Source organism: Aeromicrobium sp. JP4 (genome assembly GCF_054957925.1).
The window spans coordinates 1,287,096-1,304,296 of sequence record NZ_CM143290.1 but is presented as its reverse complement, the minus strand read 5'-3'; the positions used below and the strand labels follow the sequence as shown (position 1 = coordinate 1,304,296).

Sequence of the window (17,201 nt, the reverse complement as noted above, 5' to 3'; positions counted from 1 at the left end):
TCGTGGCATTGAGCAATCGCGACCGTATCGACCGGATGTTCCAGGTGCTGGCGCCGGCACTCGATGACTTCATCGCAACCGTCGTTGGCCAAGGGGATCCCTCGCTTGGCGCCGTCTGGACGAAGCTGGTTCAGGCCAAAGACAGCAAAAACGGGGCCCCGTCGACAAAGTCGTACGACGCGCTCGACCCGCAGGTGCAATTCCGGATTCTTACCGAAGGGAACATCACTGCCGGTTTCAAGCCTGGCTGGTACCCGTTCAATCAGGCTATCGGCCGCACGGGGGAGACGTTTGCGAGCGAGCTTCGCGAGGTGCGCAACGAGTGGGCGCACAACGGCACGTTCACCGACGACGATGCCTATCGGGCGCTCGACACCGGCGAACGGCTCCTCAAGCTGATCGGCGCATCCAAGGAAGCAGACGAGGTCCGCGGCATCCGGCTGAACCTGCGCCGCGTGACTGCCGACAAGGACGACAAGAAGGTCCTCAAGGCAGCCGTGGACAACCCCGAGGCTGCTGGCTTGCTGCCGTGGCGTGAGGTGCTCCAGCCCCACGACGACGTGGCCACCGGCAACTTTCACGCCTCTGAGTTCGCGGCAGACCTCTACAAGGTAGCGACGGGTGGTGAGGTCGACGCGGACTACGCCGACCCCGTGGAGTTCTTCCGCCGTACATACCTGACCGAGGGTCTACGGGACCTCATCGGCCGAGCTGTACGTCGCCTGGCGGGTGACGACAACGCGTCGCCGGTCATCAACCTGCAGACCAACTTCGGTGGCGGCAAGACCCACTCGATGCTGTCGTTGTGGCACGTCGCCGCGGGTCTACCCGTTGGCAATTTTCCGCAGGAGACCCAAGAACTGCTGACCGCCAGCGGCTACTCGGCCACCAAGGTCAACCGTGTTGCCATCGTCGGCAATCACTTCAGTCCGTCGGGTGTGACCAAAGACGATGGCACCCAGGTCAACACCGTCTGGGGCGAGCTCGCGTGGCAGCTCGGCGGTCCTGAGGGTTTCGCGGTCGTGGCCAAGGCCGACCGGGACCGGACTCACCCCGGTGACGCACTCCATGAGTTGCTCTCCAAGCACGCGCCCGCCGTGATCCTCATCGACGAGTGGGTCGCCTACGCCCGTTCGCTCGTCGGCCGAGACGACTTGGCCGGAGGCACGTTCGACGACCAATTCACGTTCGCTCAGTCGCTCACCGAAGCGGTCAAGGGCACCAAGGGAGTCCTGCTGGCCATCTCGATTCCGGCCTCGGAGACAGGAGACGCAAACGACAAGATCGCCCTCGGCAACGCCGAGGAAGTCGGTGGCCAGAACGGGCTCGAAGCGCTCAAACGGCTCCAGAACGTCGTGCGCCGCGTAGCCGACCAGTGGCGCCCCGCGTCCTCTGACGAGGCCTATCACATCGTCAAGCAGCGGCTCTTCAAGGAACCTGACGCCGCCTCTCTCGCGGCCATCGGTGCGACTGCCCGCGCATATGTCGAGATGTACCGCAAGTACTCCGACGACTTCCCGCGTGACGCGCGTGATTCAGCCTACGAAGATCGCATCAAAGCGACCTATCCGATCCACCCAGAGCTCTTCGACACCCTCTATGAAGAGTGGTCTTCACTTGAGCGATTCCAACGGACTCGCGGCGTGCTCCGCCTGATGAGCACCGTGATCCATGCGCTGTGGACTGGCGAGGATGCGTCGCCGCTGATCATGCCGGGGTCGATCCCGCTTGCTACGTCAAACGTGAACTCTGAGCTCACGCAGTACCTGCAGGACTCTTGGAAGACGATCATCGATGCTGATGTGGACGGCTCGAACTCGCTGCCGGCCAGGATCGATGTGGAGAAGCCGTTGTTCGGTCAGCGGGCGCTGACGAAACGCCTGGCCCGTACTGTGTTTTTCGGCGCTGCGCCGACCATCGCGCCGGGTTCGGCCAACAAAGGCGTTGGCACCCAGCGAGTTTTCCTCGGCACTGCGGTGCCGGGCGATGTGCCGGGCAACTTTCACGCGGCGCTGACACAGCTCGGTGACCGAGCGACGTACTTCTACTCCGGGTCGGGCAAGTACTGGTACGACCTTCAGCCCAACATCACCCGCACCGCCAGGGACCAGGCCGAGCGCCTCCACAAGGAAGACGTGTGGGCCGAGATCGTCAAGCGTCTCCAGGATCAAGGTCGCAAGCGCGGCGATTTCGCCGGCATCCACGTCTGCCCGGAATCGAACGCCGACATCCCCGACACCGACGAGGCTCGACTCGTCATCTTGCACCCGAAGGTCGCGCACAAGCGCGGGACGGACTCCGCGGCGAAGCAGTTCGCCCAGAAGGCGACCGAGCACCGGGGCAGTTCGAACAGGACTCATCGCAACACGCTCGTGTACCTCGCCGCCGACGAGGCCCGGTTGGAAGAGCTCGACAACGCGACGCGCGACTATCTCGGCTGGAAGCACGTGCTGTCAGACCAGGCAGACCTTGACCTCACTCAGAATCAGAAGAACCAGGCGGCCCAGCGAGCAACGCAGGCAGACCAGACCGTCACCGCGCGGCTGCTGCAGAGCTTCACGTGGGCCTTGGTCCCTGCTCAGCCCGACCCGGGTGCTCCGTTTCTGATCAAGGAGACCAAGGTCGAGGGCCAGTCCGAAGCCTTGGCCGACCGCGTCTCGCGACGGCTCGGTAACGACGGGGACCTCTCGACGCGGCAGGCCGCCTCAACGATCCGACTCGCGATCGGTAAGGTCCCGCAGATCTGGAAGGACGGCCACGTTTCGCTCGGGTCGCTGTGGAACCTCTACTCGCACTACCCGTACATGCCGCGCCTGCGCGATCGGACTGTTCTGGACGCGGGCATCCTCGACCTGCCAATGATTTGGCAGACCGACGCCTTCGCGCTCGCGGCTGGCTACGACGCAGATGCCGGCCGCTACATCGGCCTCTGGACTCCGGACGACAATGAGAGCGCCCCCGTCGCGACCGACTCGCTGTTGTTGGTGCGCCCTGACCTGGCGCAGAAGCAGCGCTCGGATGAGCCGGGCCCATCGCCGGCTCCCGGTCCTGACCCGGAGCCCGGCCCGGGACCGTCGTCCATTCCGGCGCCCGGCCCTGGACCGAAGCCCGACATGGTCTGGCCTACCCGCTTCTACGGGGTCAAGACTCTCAACTCCGACAAGATCGCACTTGACTTCAAGAACGTTGCAGACGAAGTTCTCGCGCACCTTCGATCCGGCGAGAACACCAGCGTCACGGTCCGGATCGAGATTGAAGCCACCGACTCTGAGGGCTTCAACGAGAGCCGTGTTCGGACCGTCTCGGAGAACGCTCGAACGCTCAAGTTCGATCAGTCCGGCTTCGAGGAGAGTTGATTAAGGGATGAGGCGTCGCGTCTACTCAAGACCCGGCCACCCGCCGGCCGATAACGAGCGAGTAGCGGATTGGATGTACTTGCTTGAGGGTGCACTTGAGAGCGCGAACATTACTCGATGGGTGCTTGAGCGGGGAGCGCTAGATCCACCGCTCTCACTTGTGACGAAGGTGCGGAAGGGCGCCTACGAAGTCTCAGTGGTCGACGAGTTTCATCGTTTGGGTCAGCCAACGTTCGAGCGACAAGAACTAGCCGCGATGTGGGAGCGCCCCATGCTCACTGGGAAGCGCGGCCGGCCGGAGTCGATCGATATCTCGCTGTTTGACTCTGCGCTCGGTGTCGAGACCAGGCTTGAGTTCGGCTTCTACGGAAAGGCAAAGTTGAAGTCGGATGCTGAGAAACTTGCCAGGCTCGCGACAGATCGGTTAGCCGGGTTCTCGAAGGTCGAGGGTTTCGTCTTCCTTTGGGAAGAGACCAAGACGCTTGCCAACTCGCATGCGCATCTCGTCACCGCCAACAAGAAGTTCCGCGAGGCTGCCGAGACCGTCACGGGGGCGGCAGTTACACACTTGCTGTCATCAACGGTTGACCTGTTCTCGTCGGAGGTAACCGAGCCGCGTGTCGCAACCGTTGGTGCCTTCCGAGTCGAGCCTTCGAGCGACGGGGCATCGTAGCGGTCGGACGACGTGGGCGATCACATGTCGGTCAGCTTCCGAACTGAGTCGCGGAGGGCGTCCTCGCCCGCGCGGACGTAGTGGTTGAGGACGGTCGTGAGTTTGTCGCCGAGGTACTGCGCGACGACCTCCCAAGGTTCGCCGAGCTCTTCATGGAACCACTTGGTGGCGGCGTGGTGGCGCAGGTTGCGGTAGACGATCGTGCGCGGCCAGGCGTTTTCCGGATCGTTCTCGTCGACCCAGGCGCGGACGCGGTGCCAGCGGTCGTTGTGCCACTCCGGCTTGACGGGCACCCCCGTGAAGGTGTCGACGAACAGCCACTGCTCGTCCTGGGGCGGGACGGGGTAGTTCCACCAAGCGACGCTCTTGTCAGGCTCGCGGGAGGCGAGGTTGGCGCGGCGTTGACGCTCGGCCTCCTGGGCGTTGATGACCTGCTGTAGTGACGCGGTCGCGGGCAAGTCGAGCAGTTCCTTGACGCGGGGGAGGAGTTCACCGCGCATCAGGGACTGGGGCAGTGGTACCTCGTGCAGGGTGTGGTTCTTCACCGGGCCGCGGTAGGGGGCCTGGCCGCGGGGTGTGGTCCAGGAACCGTTGACGTGGACGTAGCCGCGGTCGAAGAAGACGTCGATCGCGCGCAGGGCGTTCTGCTCGCTGAGGCGCAGGCCGCCGAAGCCTGCCACGCGGATCTTCGTGCCGAACAACGGCAGCCGGGTCATCTGCGGATCGGTGCCGTCAGGGCCGCACAACAGGTCAGCGGCGTCGGCCATCGCGCGCACCTGACGGGTCTCGGGGCGCATCCGAGGGTCGACGTAGTGCGCGGTCGCGCCGTGCAGGATGTTGGCTCGCGCGACCTCGAGCCCGTCGAGCGGATCGATGCCCCGGTCGAGCCAGCCGAGCCGCCACGCGAGCTTGCGCATCGCCGCCAACTGAACGCGCAGGTCCTCGCGGCCGCTGGCGGAGAAGCGCGTCTTCGACCCCTTCTCCATTACCTTGCGGCTGTGCTCGATGCGCCACTTGGTCACCGGCACGTCCCCAATGGTCGGCAGAATGTGCGCGTTCAGGACAGACACGCGCTGCTCGATCGTGCGCGGGTGCTTGCCGCGCGCCACGCTGTCCTGGACGAACTCCTCGCCGAGCATGCGGATCGTGCGCGAGGCTCGGAGGTCGGCGCCTGCCGGCAGAGCCTGTTCGGTGTCGAGGGCTGCTTCGGCCTGCGCGAAGATCTGGCGTGCCTCGGTCTCGGAGTTCGCGCGTCGCAGCACCCGCTTCCATGGCTCGCCCTCGCCGGCGGGAGCGCGGAACATCACCTGGTACTTCGTGCCGCCGGGGGCCGGTGCGTAGAGCCGGACCCGCCACGGTCGGGAGCCGCCGCCGAGCGTGCGCGGCTTCCCCTGCGCCAATAGTGTCGGCTTCTTGCGAGGTGCCATGTGCATCTCCTCCCTAGGCTGGAAGTCAGGTGTGCAGTTCGCGCCTGCTGAACGACGTTTCGTGTATCACTCTCGTGTATCACTCGGACAAAAGTGATACATCTGCCACTTGTCTGGAGTCATGGAAATGGCCAATCGTCTCGCTCAGTCACAGTCCCCGTACCTGCGACAACATGCTGGAAATCCAGTGGATTGGTGGGAGTGGGGACCCGAAGCACTGGCCGAGGCGAAGCGTCGTGATACACCAATTCTCCTGTCCGTCGGGTACGCCGCCTGCCACTGGTGCCACGTGATGGCGCATGAGTCGTTCGAGGACCCCGCGACCGCCGCGTACATGAACGAGCACTTCGTCAACGTGAAGGTCGACCGCGAGGAGCGGCCCGACATCGACGCCGTCTACATGCGCGCCACGCAGGCGATGACGGGCCAGGGCGGCTGGCCGATGACGTGCATCCTGACGCCGAGCGGCGAGCCCTTCTTCGCCGGCACCTACTTCCCGCCAGAGCCCACCGCCGGGCACCCGGCGTTCAGCCAGGTCCTGCAGGCGCTCGCCGACGCGTGGGAGAACCGGCGCGGCGAAGTCATGGAGTCGGCGGGGCAGGTCCTCGACTTCCTCGGGGCCGAGGACGCCCTCGCCGGTGACGCGCTGAGCGCGGCCGACCTCGACGAAGCGGCCACGGCGCTGCTGCGCCAGTTCGACGCGGAGGCCGGCGGCTTCGGCGCCGCGCCCAAGTTCCCGCCGTCGATGGTGCTGGAGTTCCTGCTCCGCCAGCACACCCGCAGTGGCGACGACCAGGTGTGGACCGCCGTCGGCCGAACTTTCGAGGCGATGGCGCGCGGCGGCATGTACGACCAGCTCGGCGGCGGCTTCGCGCGCTACAGCGTCGACCGGAACTGGCGCGTGCCGCATTTCGAGAAGATGCTCTATGACAACGCGCTGCTGCTGCGGGCCTACCTCCACTGGTTCCGCGCGCTGCGGGCCCGTGCCGAGGACGGCGCCGCCGTGGCGCTGGCCGAGCGCGTGTGCCACGAGACCGCCGACTTCATGCTGCGCGAGCTGCGTACCGACGAGGGCGGATTCGCCTCGGCGCTCGATGCCGACAGCGACGGCCACGAGGGCACCTACTACGTCTGGAACCCGCACCAGCTGATGAAGGCGCTCGGCACGGGCGACGCGGCGTGGGCGGTCCAGCTGCTCTCGGTCACCGGCGGCGGCACGTTCGAGCGCGGCCTGTCCACCCTCCAGCTGCTCCAGGACCCCGACGATCCCGAGCGCTGGGCCCGCGTGCGCGATCGCCTGCTCGAGGTGCGCGCCGGGCGCACCCGCCCCGCCCGCGACGACAAGGTCGTCTCGGCATGGAACGCCTACGCGATCACCGCGCTGGCCGAGACCGGGATCCTGCTCGAGCGCCCCGAGCTCGTGGAGGCTGCCGCGGAGGCCGCCACCCTGCTGTGGGACCTGCACGTCGAGCCCGGCTTCGTCCGGACCTCGCTCGGTGGCGTGCGCTCGGGTCACGCCGCCGTGCTGGAGGACCACGGTGCCGTGATCGAGGCCTTCGTCGCGGTCCTCGGCGCCACCGACGACGACCGCTGGCTCGACCGCGCTCACCACGTCGCCGAACGCGCGATCGCCCACTTCCGCGCCGAGGACGGCGGCTGGTTCGACACGGCCGACGACACCGAGGCGCTCGTGGTCCGTCCGCGCGACGCAGCGGACAACGCCAACCCCTCAGGGTCGTCGGCGCTCGCGCACGGCCTGCTCGCGCTCGCCGCGGTCACCGGGGACCACGAGATCCGCGCCGCCGCGACCTCCTGCGTGGAGTCGGCCTCGGCCCTGGCCACGGGTGCACCTCGCTTCGCCGGCTGGACGCTGGCCGCGGGGGAGGCGCTGCTCGACGGTCCCGCCGAGGTGGCCGTCGTCGGCGAGGTCGGCGGCCCCATGCACCGCGCCGCGCTCGGCCTGCTGGCGCCGGGTGCCGTGGTGGTGGCCACCCGCGAGGGGTCCTCGGTGCCACTGTTCGAGGGGCGCGAGGCGATCGACGGGAAGGCGACCGCCTACGTGTGCCGCGACTTCGTCTGCGCGCTGCCGGTCAACGACCCGGAGGCGCTGCCGCCCCGGTGAGGCTGTTCCGCGCCCCGACTTTTGTGACGCGGTTCGCCCGCGGGTGACCGAGCGTGCCGAACGACGTCACAAAAGTGGGGTGGGGGCGGCGTCAGGACTGGCCGTAGACCAGGAAGCTGACGCCGATGTAGTGCACGATGAACGCCGCGATCGTGAAGACGTGGAAGACCTCGTGGTAGCCGAACCAGCGCGGGCTGGGGTTCGGCCACTGGAACGCGTAGACGAGCGCGCCGAGCGTGTAGAGCAGGCCGCCGACGCAGAGCATGACGAAGACCACGGTCGACGCGGCCGCGTAGAAGTCGGGCAGATAGATCAGCGCGGCCCAGCCGAGGGCCATGTAGAGCGGGACGTACACCCAGCGCGGGGCCGACATCCAGAAGATCTTGAACAGCACGCCGAGCAGGGCGCCGCCCCACACGAGCGAGAGCAGCGTGAGCATGTCCTTGCGGTCCAGCAGCAGCAGGGAGAACGGCGTGTACGACCCCGCGATCATCACGAAGATGTTGGAGTGGTCGAGGCGCCGCAGGGTCTGCTTGGCCCGCTCGCGCCACGGCACCGTGTGATAGACGGCGCTGACGCCGAACAGGAGCAGCGCACTCAGCATGAACACCGCGGCGCCGAGGCGTGCGGCGCGGCTGTCGGCCAGCACGAGCAGAACCAAGAACGAGATCAGGGCGAGGGGAGCGGTCGCCGCGTGGAGCCAGCCACGCAGCTTGGGCTTGATCTCCTCGACGGTTCCTCGGAGTCGGTCGCTGACCTCGTCCGCGAGGGAATCCTGCTGGGGGGCCGCCATGCGCCGATTCTAGTCCCTGCGGGGAAGCAGGCGAGTCGGACGAACGCGTGATGGTCGTCCCACCGTCGCAAGGGAGCCGCGTACTCTGGCCGCATGCCGGTCAGTGATCTCCTCTACGGCGCGTACGAACGTCGGCTCGCCAAGGGGCTCGATCCCGCCAACCTCCCGCGCCACGTCGGTGCGATCGTCGACGGCAACCGCCGCTGGGCCAAGGGTGCGGGTGCCCGCGTCGACCTCGGCTACCAGGCCGGCGCCGACAAGATCACCGAGTTCCTCGGCTGGTGCGACGAGCTCGGCGTCGAGATCGTCACGCTGTGGCTGCTGTCGACCGACAACCTGCGCCGCCCGGCCGACGAGCTCGCGGCCCTGCTGGTCGTGATCGAGCGACTCGTGGAGGACCTCGCCGCCCTGGGCTACCGGATCCGCCTGATCGGCAACCTCGACATGCTGCCGGCCGAGTCGGCCTCCCGGATGAAGCGCGCCGCCGACCTGACGGCCGACCAGGACTCCAGCCTCTCGGTCAACGTGTGCGTGGGCTACGGCGGTCGCCAGGAGCTGACCGACGCGATGCGCTCGCTGCTGCTGGAGCAGGCCGCCGCGGGCAAGAGCCTGCAGGAGGTGGCCTCCACCCTCGAGGTCGACCACATCGCCGAGCACCTCTACACGAAGGGCCAGCCCGATCCCGACCTGGTGATCCGCACGTCGGGCGAGCAGCGCCTGAGCGGCTTCCTGCTGTGGCAGAGCGTGCACTCGGAGTTCTACTTCTGCGACGCGATGTGGCCCGCCTTCCGGCGCGTGGACTTCCTGCGCGCGATGCGCTCCTACGCCGGGCGCGAGCGCCGCTTCGGCACCTGACGCGCGACCCCGGTAGTTCACACGAACGTCACGTAGACACGCGGTGAGCCTTCCCGGAATCGACGAACTCCAGTCGTACGTTCGGTGTGTGCCCAAGCTCGATCCCGAGCCCTTCGTCCCCCGACAGGCTCAGGCCCCCACCCACTAGTGAGGGCTGGGCGCCGGGCGCGCGCATGGCTCTCGAGGAGATTGCCGTGGCTGCTTCGAAGAGCGTGACCCTCCGCCCCGATCACCGCACCTACGTCCTCGACACGAGCGTCCTGCTGGCCGACCCGGCCGCGATGCAGCGCTTCGGTGAGCACGAGGTGGTCATCCCGATCGTGGTGATCACGGAGCTGGAAGCCAAGCGCGCCCATCCCGAGCTCGGGTACTTCGCCCGCAATGCCCTGCGCTTCCTCGACGACCTGCGCGTCCAGCACGGCACGATCGACGTCCCGATGTCGATCGGCGACGAGGGCGGCACCCTGCGGGTCGAGCTGAACCACACCGACGCGGGCTCGCTGCCGTCCGGGTTCCGCCTGGCCGACAACGACACCCGGATCCTTTCGGTCGCCCGCAATCTCGCGAACGAGGGCCACGACGTGGTCCTGGTGTCCAAGGACCTCCCGATGCGCGTGAAGGCCTCGGCCGTCGGCCTGACCGCCGAGGAGTACCGCGCCGAGTGGGCCCTGGAGACCGGCTGGACGGGGATGACCGAGATCGACGTCGAGAGCGCCGACCTCGACGACCTCTACGAGCACGGCACGATCGACCTCGAGTCGGCTCGCGACCTGCCGTGCCACACCGGGATGGTGCTGCTGTCGGACAAGGGCAGCGCGCTCGGCCGGGTCACCCCCGACAAGCAGGTGCGCCTCGTCCGCGGTGACCGCGACGCCTTCGGGCTCCACGGCCGCTCGGCAGAGCAGCGCGTGGCGCTCGACCTGCTGCTCGATCCGGAGGTGGGGATCGTGTCGCTCGGTGGTCGCGCCGGCACCGGCAAGTCGGCCCTCGCGATCTGTGCGGGTCTCGAGGCGGTGATGGAGCGGCAGCAGCACCAGAAGGTCATCGTGTTCCGCCCGCTCTACGCCGTGGGCGGGCAGGAGCTCGGCTACCTGCCCGGCAGCTCCGACGAGAAGATGGGGCCCTGGGCGCAGGCCGTGTTCGACACGCTCGGCGCCGTCGCCTCACCGCACGTGGTCGAGGAGATCATCGACCGCCAGATGCTCGAGGTGCTGCCGCTGACGCACATCCGCGGGCGCTCGCTGCACGACGCATTCGTCATCGTCGACGAGGCCCAGTCGCTCGAGCGGAACGTGCTGCTGACGGTGCTCTCGCGCATCGGCGCCAACTCCAAGGTGGTGCTGACGCACGACGTCGCGCAGCGCGACAACCTGCGGGTGGGTCGCTACGACGGCATCGTCGCCGTGGTCGAGAAGCTCAAGGGCCACCCGCTGTTCTCGCACGTGACGCTGACCCGGTCGGAGCGCTCGCCCGTGGCGGCGCTGGTGACCGAGATGCTGGAGGACGTGACGCTCTGAGGCGTGATCTCGATACGCCGCTCGCTGCGCTCGCGTGCTACTCGATCACCGGACAGCGGGGGTGATCTCGATACGCCGGCTCGTTCCTCGCCGAGCTACTCGATCACCGGGTGACGGACCCGGTGATCGAGTGCCGGCGAGCGAAGCGAGACGTGGGGGCACCTCCCGCTTGCGGGGGCGTATCGAGATCATCAGTTGACGGCGCGGGCCGCGAGGGCGCGGCGCAGGTCGTCGCGACCCTCGAGCACGTAGCGACGCGCGGCTGCGGGGGCCTGCGTGCTCTCCAGCCAGGAGTCGACCTTGTCGAGCGCGTCCTGCGACGGGTTGGCCAGCGGGAACAGGTGGATCAGCGCGTTCTGCCCGATCCACACGCCCATCTCGTCGATGACGGTGTCGGCCATCTTCAGGTAGCGGTCGACGTAGGGCTCGAGCAGCTCGGCCTGGCCGGGCACCTGGAAGCCCTCCGCGATCTGGCGACGCGTCTCGTTGGGCGTGGAGGCGTCCTCCACGACCTTGCGCCACGCCTCGGCCTTCGCCTCGGCGTCGGGGCGGCGGGCCCGCGCGCCGGCCGCGTTCTCGCGGCCCTGGTTCGTGTCGTCGCGCGCCAGCTCGGCGTCGATCTCGGCCTCGTCGACGTCGCCCAGGCGGGCCAGCCCGCGGATGAGCGTCCAGCGCAGGTCGGCGTCGATCTGCAAACCCTCGATCGAGCCGCCCAGCACGTCGCGCAGGCGGTCGGGCGTGGTGGCCGCCGCCGCGAGCGCCCGGGCGAACGCGAGCTGGTGGTCGCTGCCGGACTCGGCCGCGGCGAGCAGCTCGGCCACGCCCTGCTCCCAGCGACGCGCCAGCTCGACGCGGTGCTCGTCGGAGGTGAACAGGCTGATCGCCGACTGCGCCTGGCGCAGCAGGGACGACACGGCGGTCAGGTCGGACTCGGTGCCGACGCCCGCCAGCACGAGGTCGACGAAGCGCGCCGACGGCAGCTCTGCGTCGCGCGTCATGTCCCACGCCGAGCCCCAGCACAGGGCCCGCGGCAGCGAGTCGGCGAACGTGGCGATGCCGGCGAGGAGGGTCTCGAACGAGCCCTCGTCGAGGCGGATCTTGGCGTACGTCAGGTCGTCGTCGTTGAGCAGGATGAGGTCGGGACGGCGCTGGTCGACGAGCTCGGTGATCGTCGTGCGCTCGTCGCGGACGTCGGTCTCGATGCGCTCGGTGCGCACGAGGCGGCCGTCGTCGCCGCGGTCGTACAGGCCGATCGCGATGCGGTGGCGGCGCAGCGTGGGGTACTCCTCGGTGGCCGTCTGCACCACGTCGAAGCGCGTGAAGCGACCGTCGTCGTCGACGTCGAAGTCGGCACGCAGCGTGTTGACGCCCGAGGTCTGGAGCCACTCGGCGGCCCAGCTGTCGAGCTCGCGGCCCGACGCCTCGGACAGCTCCACCAGCAGGTCCTGGAGCTCGGTGTTCCCGTACGCGTGCTTCGTGAAGTAGGCGCGCAGACCCGCGAAGAAGTCGTCCTCGCCGACCCAGGCGACCAGCTGCTTCAGGGCGGAGGCGCCCTTCGCGTAGGTGATGCCGTCGAAGTTCGCCTCGACCGCGTGCAAGTCGTAGTTGTCCGCCGCGATCGGGTGCGTGGTGGGCAGCTGGTCCTGGCGGTAGGCCCAGTTCTTGCGGCTGTTGGTGAAGCCGGTCCACGCGTCGGTGAACCGGGTGGCCTTGACCGAGGAGTGGTGAGCCGCGAACTCGGCGAACGACTCGTTCAGCCACAGGTCGTCCCACCACTTCATCGTGACGAGGTCGCCGAACCACATGTGGGCCATCTCGTGCAGGATCGTGTTCGCGCGCTGCTCGTAGGCCGAGACCGTCTGGCGGCTGCGGAAGATCATCTCGTCGCGGAAGGTGACGGCGCCCGCGTTCTCCATCGCGCCCATGTTGTACTCCGGCACGAACAGCTGGTCGTACTTGCCGAACGGGTAGCCCATCTGGAAGGCGCCCTCGAAGAACTCGAAGCCCTGCTTGGTGATGCCGAAGATGTCGTCGGCGTCCAGGAACGGCACGAGCGACTGGCGGCAGAAGACGCCGAGCGGGATCTCGTCGTACGCGCCGGCGTAGGAGTCGCGCACCTCGTGGTACTCGCCGGCGACGAGCGCCGTGATGTAGGTGCTCATCGTCTTGGTGGGCTCGAAGTGCCACACCGCGCTGCCACCGTCGAGCGTGATCGGCTCGGGCGTGGGGGAGTTGGAGACGACCTTCCAGTGCGCGGGCGCCGTGACGTGGAACGTGAACTGCGCCTTGAGGTCGGGCTGCTCGAACGTGGCGAACACGCGGCGGGCGTCGGGCACCTCGAACTGCGTGTAGAGGTAGACGCGGTCGTCGGTGGGGTCGACGAAGCGGTGCAGGCCCTCGCCCGAGTGCGAGTAGAGGCACGTGCCCGTGACCACGAGCTCGTTCTGCGCCTCGAGGCCGTCGATCGCGATGCGGCTGTCGGCGTAGGCCGACAGGTCCAGCTCGCGGCCGTTGAGGGTGACCGAGGTCAGCTCGCCGTCCACCAGGTCGACGAAGGTGGAGGTGCCGGGCTGCGCGGCGAAGGTCAGGGTGGTGACAGAGCCGAAGCGCTCGCCCTCGAGGGTCAGGTCGAGCGCCACGTCGTAGGACGCGTCCGAGACGACGGCTGCGCGCTGGCGGGCTTCTTCACGGGTGAGGTTGGTACCGGGCATGCGCCCACTCTTTCACCCGCCACCCACAGATGTCACAGGCAGCGTCTGCACGATCTGGGTCACACGAGCGCCTTTCGTCGCGGCATGCTCCGGCGGGTCGGGCAGGATGGGGGAATGCACATCCCGTTCGCGGCTTCCGAGCGCTCGACGATCGGCATCGAGTGGGAGCTGGCGCTGGTCGACCAGGACTCCGGTGACCTCCGCCAGGTGGCGCAGACGGTCCTCGACGCGGTGGCGCCCGCCTACGGCGAGGAGCACCCGCACATCAAGCAGGAGCTGCTGCTCAACACGGTCGAGGTCGTCACGGGGGTGTGCCACACCGTCCGCGAGGCCACCGACGACCTGGGCCGCAACATCGAGCGGCTGCGCCAGGTCACCGATCCGCTGCGGGTCGAGCTGATGTGCGCGGGCACGCACCCGTTCGCGCGCTGGACCCAGCAGAAGGTCACCGACAAGGAGCGCTACGCGACCTTGATCGACCGCACGCAGTGGTGGGGCCGCCAGATGCTGATCTACGGCGTCCACGTCCACGTGGGCATCGAGGACCGCGACAAGGTGCTGCCGATCAGCCGGGCGATGCTGACCCACTACGGCCACTTCCTCGCGCTCAGCGCCTCGAGCCCGTTCTGGGGCGGCCAGGACACCGGCTACGCCTCGAACCGCGCCCTGATGTTCCAGCAGCTGCCCACGGCGGGACTGCCCTTCCAGTTCGACCACTGGCACGAGCTCGAGCAGTACGTCGACGACATGATGCACACCGGCGTGATCGACGTGTTCGACGAGATCCGCTGGGACATCCGCCCCTCGCCGAAGTTCGGCACGCTCGAGATGCGCATCTGCGACGGCATCCCCTCGATGTCGGAGCTGGCCAGCATCGCGGCGCTCACGCACTGCCTGGTCGAGCACCACTCGCGTGAGCTCGACGCCGGCCGCGAGCTGCCGTCGATCCCGTCGTGGTTCGTGCAGGAGAACAAGTGGCGGGCCGCCCGCTACGGGATGGACGCGATCCTCATCCTCGACCGCGAGGCCCGCGAGGAGCTCGTCACCGACGACCTCGAGCGGCTGCTCGTCGAGCTCGAGCCGGTCGCCGAGGACCTCGACTGCGCCGAGGAGCTGCAGGGGATCCGCGAGATCATGCGGGCCGGAGGCGCCTCCTACCAGCGCCAGCGGGCGGTGGCCGCGCAGAACGGCGGCGAGCTCGACGCGGTCGTCGCGGCCCTCGTGGAGGAAATGCGGGCGGGCCATCCGGTGTTGGACCGGACATGACCACCACCGAGAACGTCGACCTCTGGTTCGACCCGCTCTGCCCCTGGGCCTGGATGACCTCCCGCTGGATGCTCGAGGTCGAGCAGGTCCGCCCGGTGCGGACGTCCTTCCACGTGATGAGCCTGTCCGTCCTCAACGAGGACAAGGACGTGCCGGACGAGTACAAGGAGATGATCGAGCGCGGTTGGGGTCCGGTGCGGCTGTGCATCGCGGCCGAGCAGCAGCACGGCACCGAGGTGCTGCGGGACCTGTACACCGCGCTCGGCACCCGCCACCACGTCGAGGGCCGCGACTTCGACCGCGCCCTCTACGAGGAGTCGCTCGCCGAGGCCGGCCTGCCCCTGGAGCTGGCCGACGCCGCCGACGACACGTCGCTCGACGACGCCGTGCGCGCCTCGCACACCGACGGGATCTCGCGGGTCGGCGAGGAAGTCGGCACCCCGGTCATCGCGATCGGCGACACCGCGTTCTTCGGCCCCGTCGTCTCGCCCGCCCCGAAGGGCGAGCAGGCCGGCGCCGTGTTCGACGGCGCCCGCGCGCTGGCGTCCTACGACGGCTTCTTCGAGCTCAAGCGGACGCGCACGCGCGATCCGATCTTCGACTGATCTCGATACACCGCCTCGCAAGCTCGGCGGCACTCGATCACCGGCTTGGCGTTCCGACTGATCTCGTTGCGCCCTCGCGGGCACTCGATCACCGGCCTTCGGTGCCTGATCTCGATGCGACCGTCTCGCTCCGCTCGCCGGTCACTCGATCACCGGGCTCCGGTGATCGAGTGCCGGGGCGATCGCAGCGAGCTCCCGGTGTATCGAGATCACGCGGCGCTCCACGGGCCCTCGCATCCGAACCGCTAGGTTGGATCCGATGTCGACATTGCTGGAGCGGGTGCGAGGGCACCTCGATCGCCGTGAGCACCGCATGCGGCACCGGTTCCGCACCGACGTCTCCAGCCGCAACCGCGTCCTCTCGTGGTCGACAGCCGCCCTGGTCGGCGTCGCCGTCCTCGCGCTCCTGATCCGGTGGCTGCTCGACCTCCCGATGGCCGCCGGGGTCGTCGCGGCCGTGATCGGCGTCCTCGTCGTCCGCGTGGCGATGCTCCGCCCGGCCGCGCCGCCCCACGTCCACGGCCTGCCGGGCGTCCCCGAGCCGAAGGTCTGCCCCGCGCCCGAGCCGGCCGACCGCGGCCCCTTCGTCATCGCCGTGAGGTGGCTCGGCGCCGTCGCGGCGCTGGCCGTCGCGCTCGCCCCGTCGCTGGTCGTGGGCCTCGCCGTCCTGGTGCTCGTGGCGGCGGCCGCTCCGGTCATCGCCGACAAGGTCGTGCTGTGGCGGGCCCGCCTGACGCTGCGTCGCGCGCTGAAGGCCTACGAGCCGCGCTTCGTCCTCGGCTACGGCGGCTACGGCGGCGGCCCGATCCACGTGGGCATGTGGGAGCCGCACCTGCTGGCCTCGGGCGACCGCGGCGTGATCGTCGGCCTGCGCAGCCACTACTGCGCGGAACTGCGTGCGGCCATCCGTCCGTCGATGCCGTGGATCTCCGCCGGGTCCGACGTGCTGGGCGACATGCGCGTCCTCACGGTGCCGAGCGTCACCACCTTCTTCTACGTCCACAACGCGCCGGGCCACCTCAAGCTCATGGGCATCCGTTCGGTGCGCCACGTGTGGCTCGGCCACGGTGACTCGGACAAGGCCGGGAGCCACCACACGCGCCATCTGCGCTACGACGTCCTGGTGGCATCGGGCGAGGCCGCGATCGACCGCTACTCCCGCCACGGCGTGGAGATTCCGCGTGAGCGGTTCGTGCTGCTGGGCCGGCCCCAGTCCGGCGACGTGCTGCCGGCCGTCACGCCCGTCACCGAGGTCGCCCGGCCCACCGTGCTCTACGCGCCCACGTGGACCGGCAACGGCAAGATGACCGACTTCTCGTCGATGCGGATCGCCGACCGCATCCTGCGGGCGCTGCTCGACGCCGGGACCGACGTGATCTTCCGCCCGCACCCCGTGTTCCTGCGCGACGCCTACTGGGCCGGGCGGCTGGAGGAGCTCAACTCGATCCTCGCCGCCGACCACGAGGATCCCGTCACGCCCGGCCGCCACGTGTGGGGCGAGGAGGCCGTGAGGGGCTGGTCGGTGGCCGAGTGCATGAACCACGCCGACGCCCTCGTGTCGGACGTCTCCAGCGTCGTCTCGGACTGGTTGGCCTCGGGCAAGCCCTACCTGATGGTGAGCATGGTCCACGACCTCGACGAGTTCGCCGACGCCGTGCCGGTGGCCGCCGGCGGCTACATGGTCGACCGCGAGCTCACGGATCTGCCGAAGGTGCTCGCGCAGATGCTGCGCGAGGACCCCCTGGCCGCGCGCCGCCGCGAGCTCAAGGTGCACGTGCTGGGCGAGTTCGAGGGCGACGCGTCGGCCCGGGCGTTCTCGGCGTGGGTCCACGAGATGGCCCACACGCCGATGGTCCGCGGCTGATCCCACCTGCGA

11 protein-coding genes are annotated in these 17,201 nt (G+C 68.7%); 8 read left to right on the top strand and 3 right to left on the bottom strand.

The annotated features are described in order from the left end of the window. Positions 1-2 precede the first annotated feature (2 nt). Positions 3-3,356 (top strand): DUF499 domain-containing protein, encoded by a 3,354-nt coding sequence (locus ACY1JX_RS06450; protein ID WP_462565600.1) that lies wholly within the window; start codon positions 3-5, stop codon positions 3,354-3,356. A gap of 73 nt (positions 3,357-3,429) precedes the next feature. Continuing rightward, the gene (locus tag ACY1JX_RS06445) at positions 3,430-4,029 is read left to right on the top strand and encodes a hypothetical protein (RefSeq protein WP_462565599.1); all 600 of its coding nucleotides are present in this window, start codon (positions 3,430-3,432) and stop codon (positions 4,027-4,029) included. 20 nt (positions 4,030-4,049) lie between these two features. On the opposite strand, the gene ACY1JX_RS06440 is transcribed toward ACY1JX_RS06445, so the two are convergent. Continuing rightward, on the bottom strand, positions 4,050-5,456 hold the full coding sequence (locus ACY1JX_RS06440; protein ID WP_462565598.1) for a hypothetical protein: 1,407 nt from the start codon (positions 5,454-5,456) through the stop codon (positions 4,050-4,052). A gap of 121 nt (positions 5,457-5,577) precedes the next feature. On the opposite strand from ACY1JX_RS06440, the gene ACY1JX_RS06435 reads away from it, so the two are divergent. Continuing rightward, positions 5,578-7,578: a thioredoxin domain-containing protein gene (locus tag ACY1JX_RS06435; protein ID WP_462565597.1), complete on the top strand. Its 2,001-nt coding sequence runs from the start codon at positions 5,578-5,580 to the stop codon at positions 7,576-7,578. Between the two features lie 91 nt (positions 7,579-7,669). On the opposite strand, the gene trhA is transcribed toward ACY1JX_RS06435, so the two are convergent. Next, positions 7,670-8,371 (bottom strand): PAQR family membrane homeostasis protein TrhA, encoded by a 702-nt coding sequence (trhA, locus tag ACY1JX_RS06430; RefSeq protein WP_181754866.1) that lies wholly within the window; start codon positions 8,369-8,371, stop codon positions 7,670-7,672. Positions 8,372-8,464: 93 nt separating this feature from the next. Here trhA and ACY1JX_RS06425 point away from each other — a divergent pair, with 93 nt between their 5' ends. Then, the gene (locus ACY1JX_RS06425; RefSeq protein WP_181754868.1) at positions 8,465-9,226 is read left to right on the top strand and encodes an isoprenyl transferase; all 762 of its coding nucleotides are present in this window, start codon (positions 8,465-8,467) and stop codon (positions 9,224-9,226) included. A gap of 281 nt (positions 9,227-9,507) precedes the next feature. Next, entirely contained in the window at positions 9,508-10,743 is a 1,236-nt protein-coding gene (locus tag ACY1JX_RS06420; RefSeq protein WP_462565876.1) for a PhoH family protein, read from the top strand. Positions 10,744-10,934: 191 nt separating this feature from the next. Here the strand turns inward: ACY1JX_RS06420 and pepN are convergent, their stop codons facing one another. Further along, positions 10,935-13,454, bottom strand: coding sequence for an aminopeptidase N (pepN, locus tag ACY1JX_RS06415; protein ID WP_462565596.1), 2,520 nt, complete (start codon positions 13,452-13,454; stop codon positions 10,935-10,937). Between the two features lie 114 nt (positions 13,455-13,568). On the opposite strand from pepN, the gene ACY1JX_RS06410 reads away from it, so the two are divergent. The 3 genes from ACY1JX_RS06410 (at position 13,569) to ACY1JX_RS06400 (ending at position 17,189) form a co-directional block, all read left to right on the top strand. Continuing rightward, positions 13,569-14,720: a glutamate--cysteine ligase gene (locus ACY1JX_RS06410; RefSeq protein ID WP_181754874.1), complete on the top strand. Its 1,152-nt coding sequence runs from the start codon at positions 13,569-13,571 to the stop codon at positions 14,718-14,720. Beyond that, a complete protein-coding gene (locus ACY1JX_RS06405; RefSeq protein ID WP_462565595.1) occupies positions 14,717-15,325 on the top strand; it encodes a mycothiol-dependent nitroreductase Rv2466c family protein in 609 nt (202 codons plus the stop codon). The genes ACY1JX_RS06410 and ACY1JX_RS06405 overlap by 4 nt, the downstream gene beginning before the upstream one ends. 259 nt (positions 15,326-15,584) lie before the next feature. Continuing rightward, entirely contained in the window at positions 15,585-17,189 is a 1,605-nt protein-coding gene (locus ACY1JX_RS06400) for a CDP-glycerol glycerophosphotransferase family protein (protein ID WP_462565594.1), read from the top strand. The last annotated feature ends 12 nt before the right edge of the window (positions 17,190-17,201 follow it).

Bases quoted from the DNA above. Each gene is read 5' to 3' on its own strand.
- ACY1JX_RS06440 (WP_462565598.1), bottom strand. From the start codon at position 5,456: ATGGCACCTCGCAAGAAGCCGACACTATTGGCGCAGGGGAAGCCGCGC.
- ACY1JX_RS06435 (WP_462565597.1), top strand. From the start codon at position 5,578: ATGGAAATGGCCAATCGTCTCGCTCAGTCACAGTCCCCGTACCTGCGA.
- ACY1JX_RS06400 (WP_462565594.1), top strand. From the start codon at position 15,585: ATGTCGACATTGCTGGAGCGGGTGCGAGGGCACCTCGATCGCCGTGAG.
- ACY1JX_RS06410 (WP_181754874.1), top strand. From the start codon at position 13,569: ATGCACATCCCGTTCGCGGCTTCCGAGCGCTCGACGATCGGCATCGAG.
- ACY1JX_RS06445 (WP_462565599.1), top strand. From the start codon at position 3,430: ATGTACTTGCTTGAGGGTGCACTTGAGAGCGCGAACATTACTCGATGG.
- pepN (WP_462565596.1), bottom strand. From the start codon at position 13,454: ATGCCCGGTACCAACCTCACCCGTGAAGAAGCCCGCCAGCGCGCAGCC.
- ACY1JX_RS06425 (WP_181754868.1), top strand. From the start codon at position 8,465: ATGCCGGTCAGTGATCTCCTCTACGGCGCGTACGAACGTCGGCTCGCC.
- ACY1JX_RS06405 (WP_462565595.1), top strand. From the start codon at position 14,717: ATGACCACCACCGAGAACGTCGACCTCTGGTTCGACCCGCTCTGCCCC.
- trhA (WP_181754866.1), bottom strand. From the start codon at position 8,371: ATGGCGGCCCCCCAGCAGGATTCCCTCGCGGACGAGGTCAGCGACCGA.
- ACY1JX_RS06420 (WP_462565876.1), top strand. From the start codon at position 9,508: ATGCAGCGCTTCGGTGAGCACGAGGTGGTCATCCCGATCGTGGTGATC.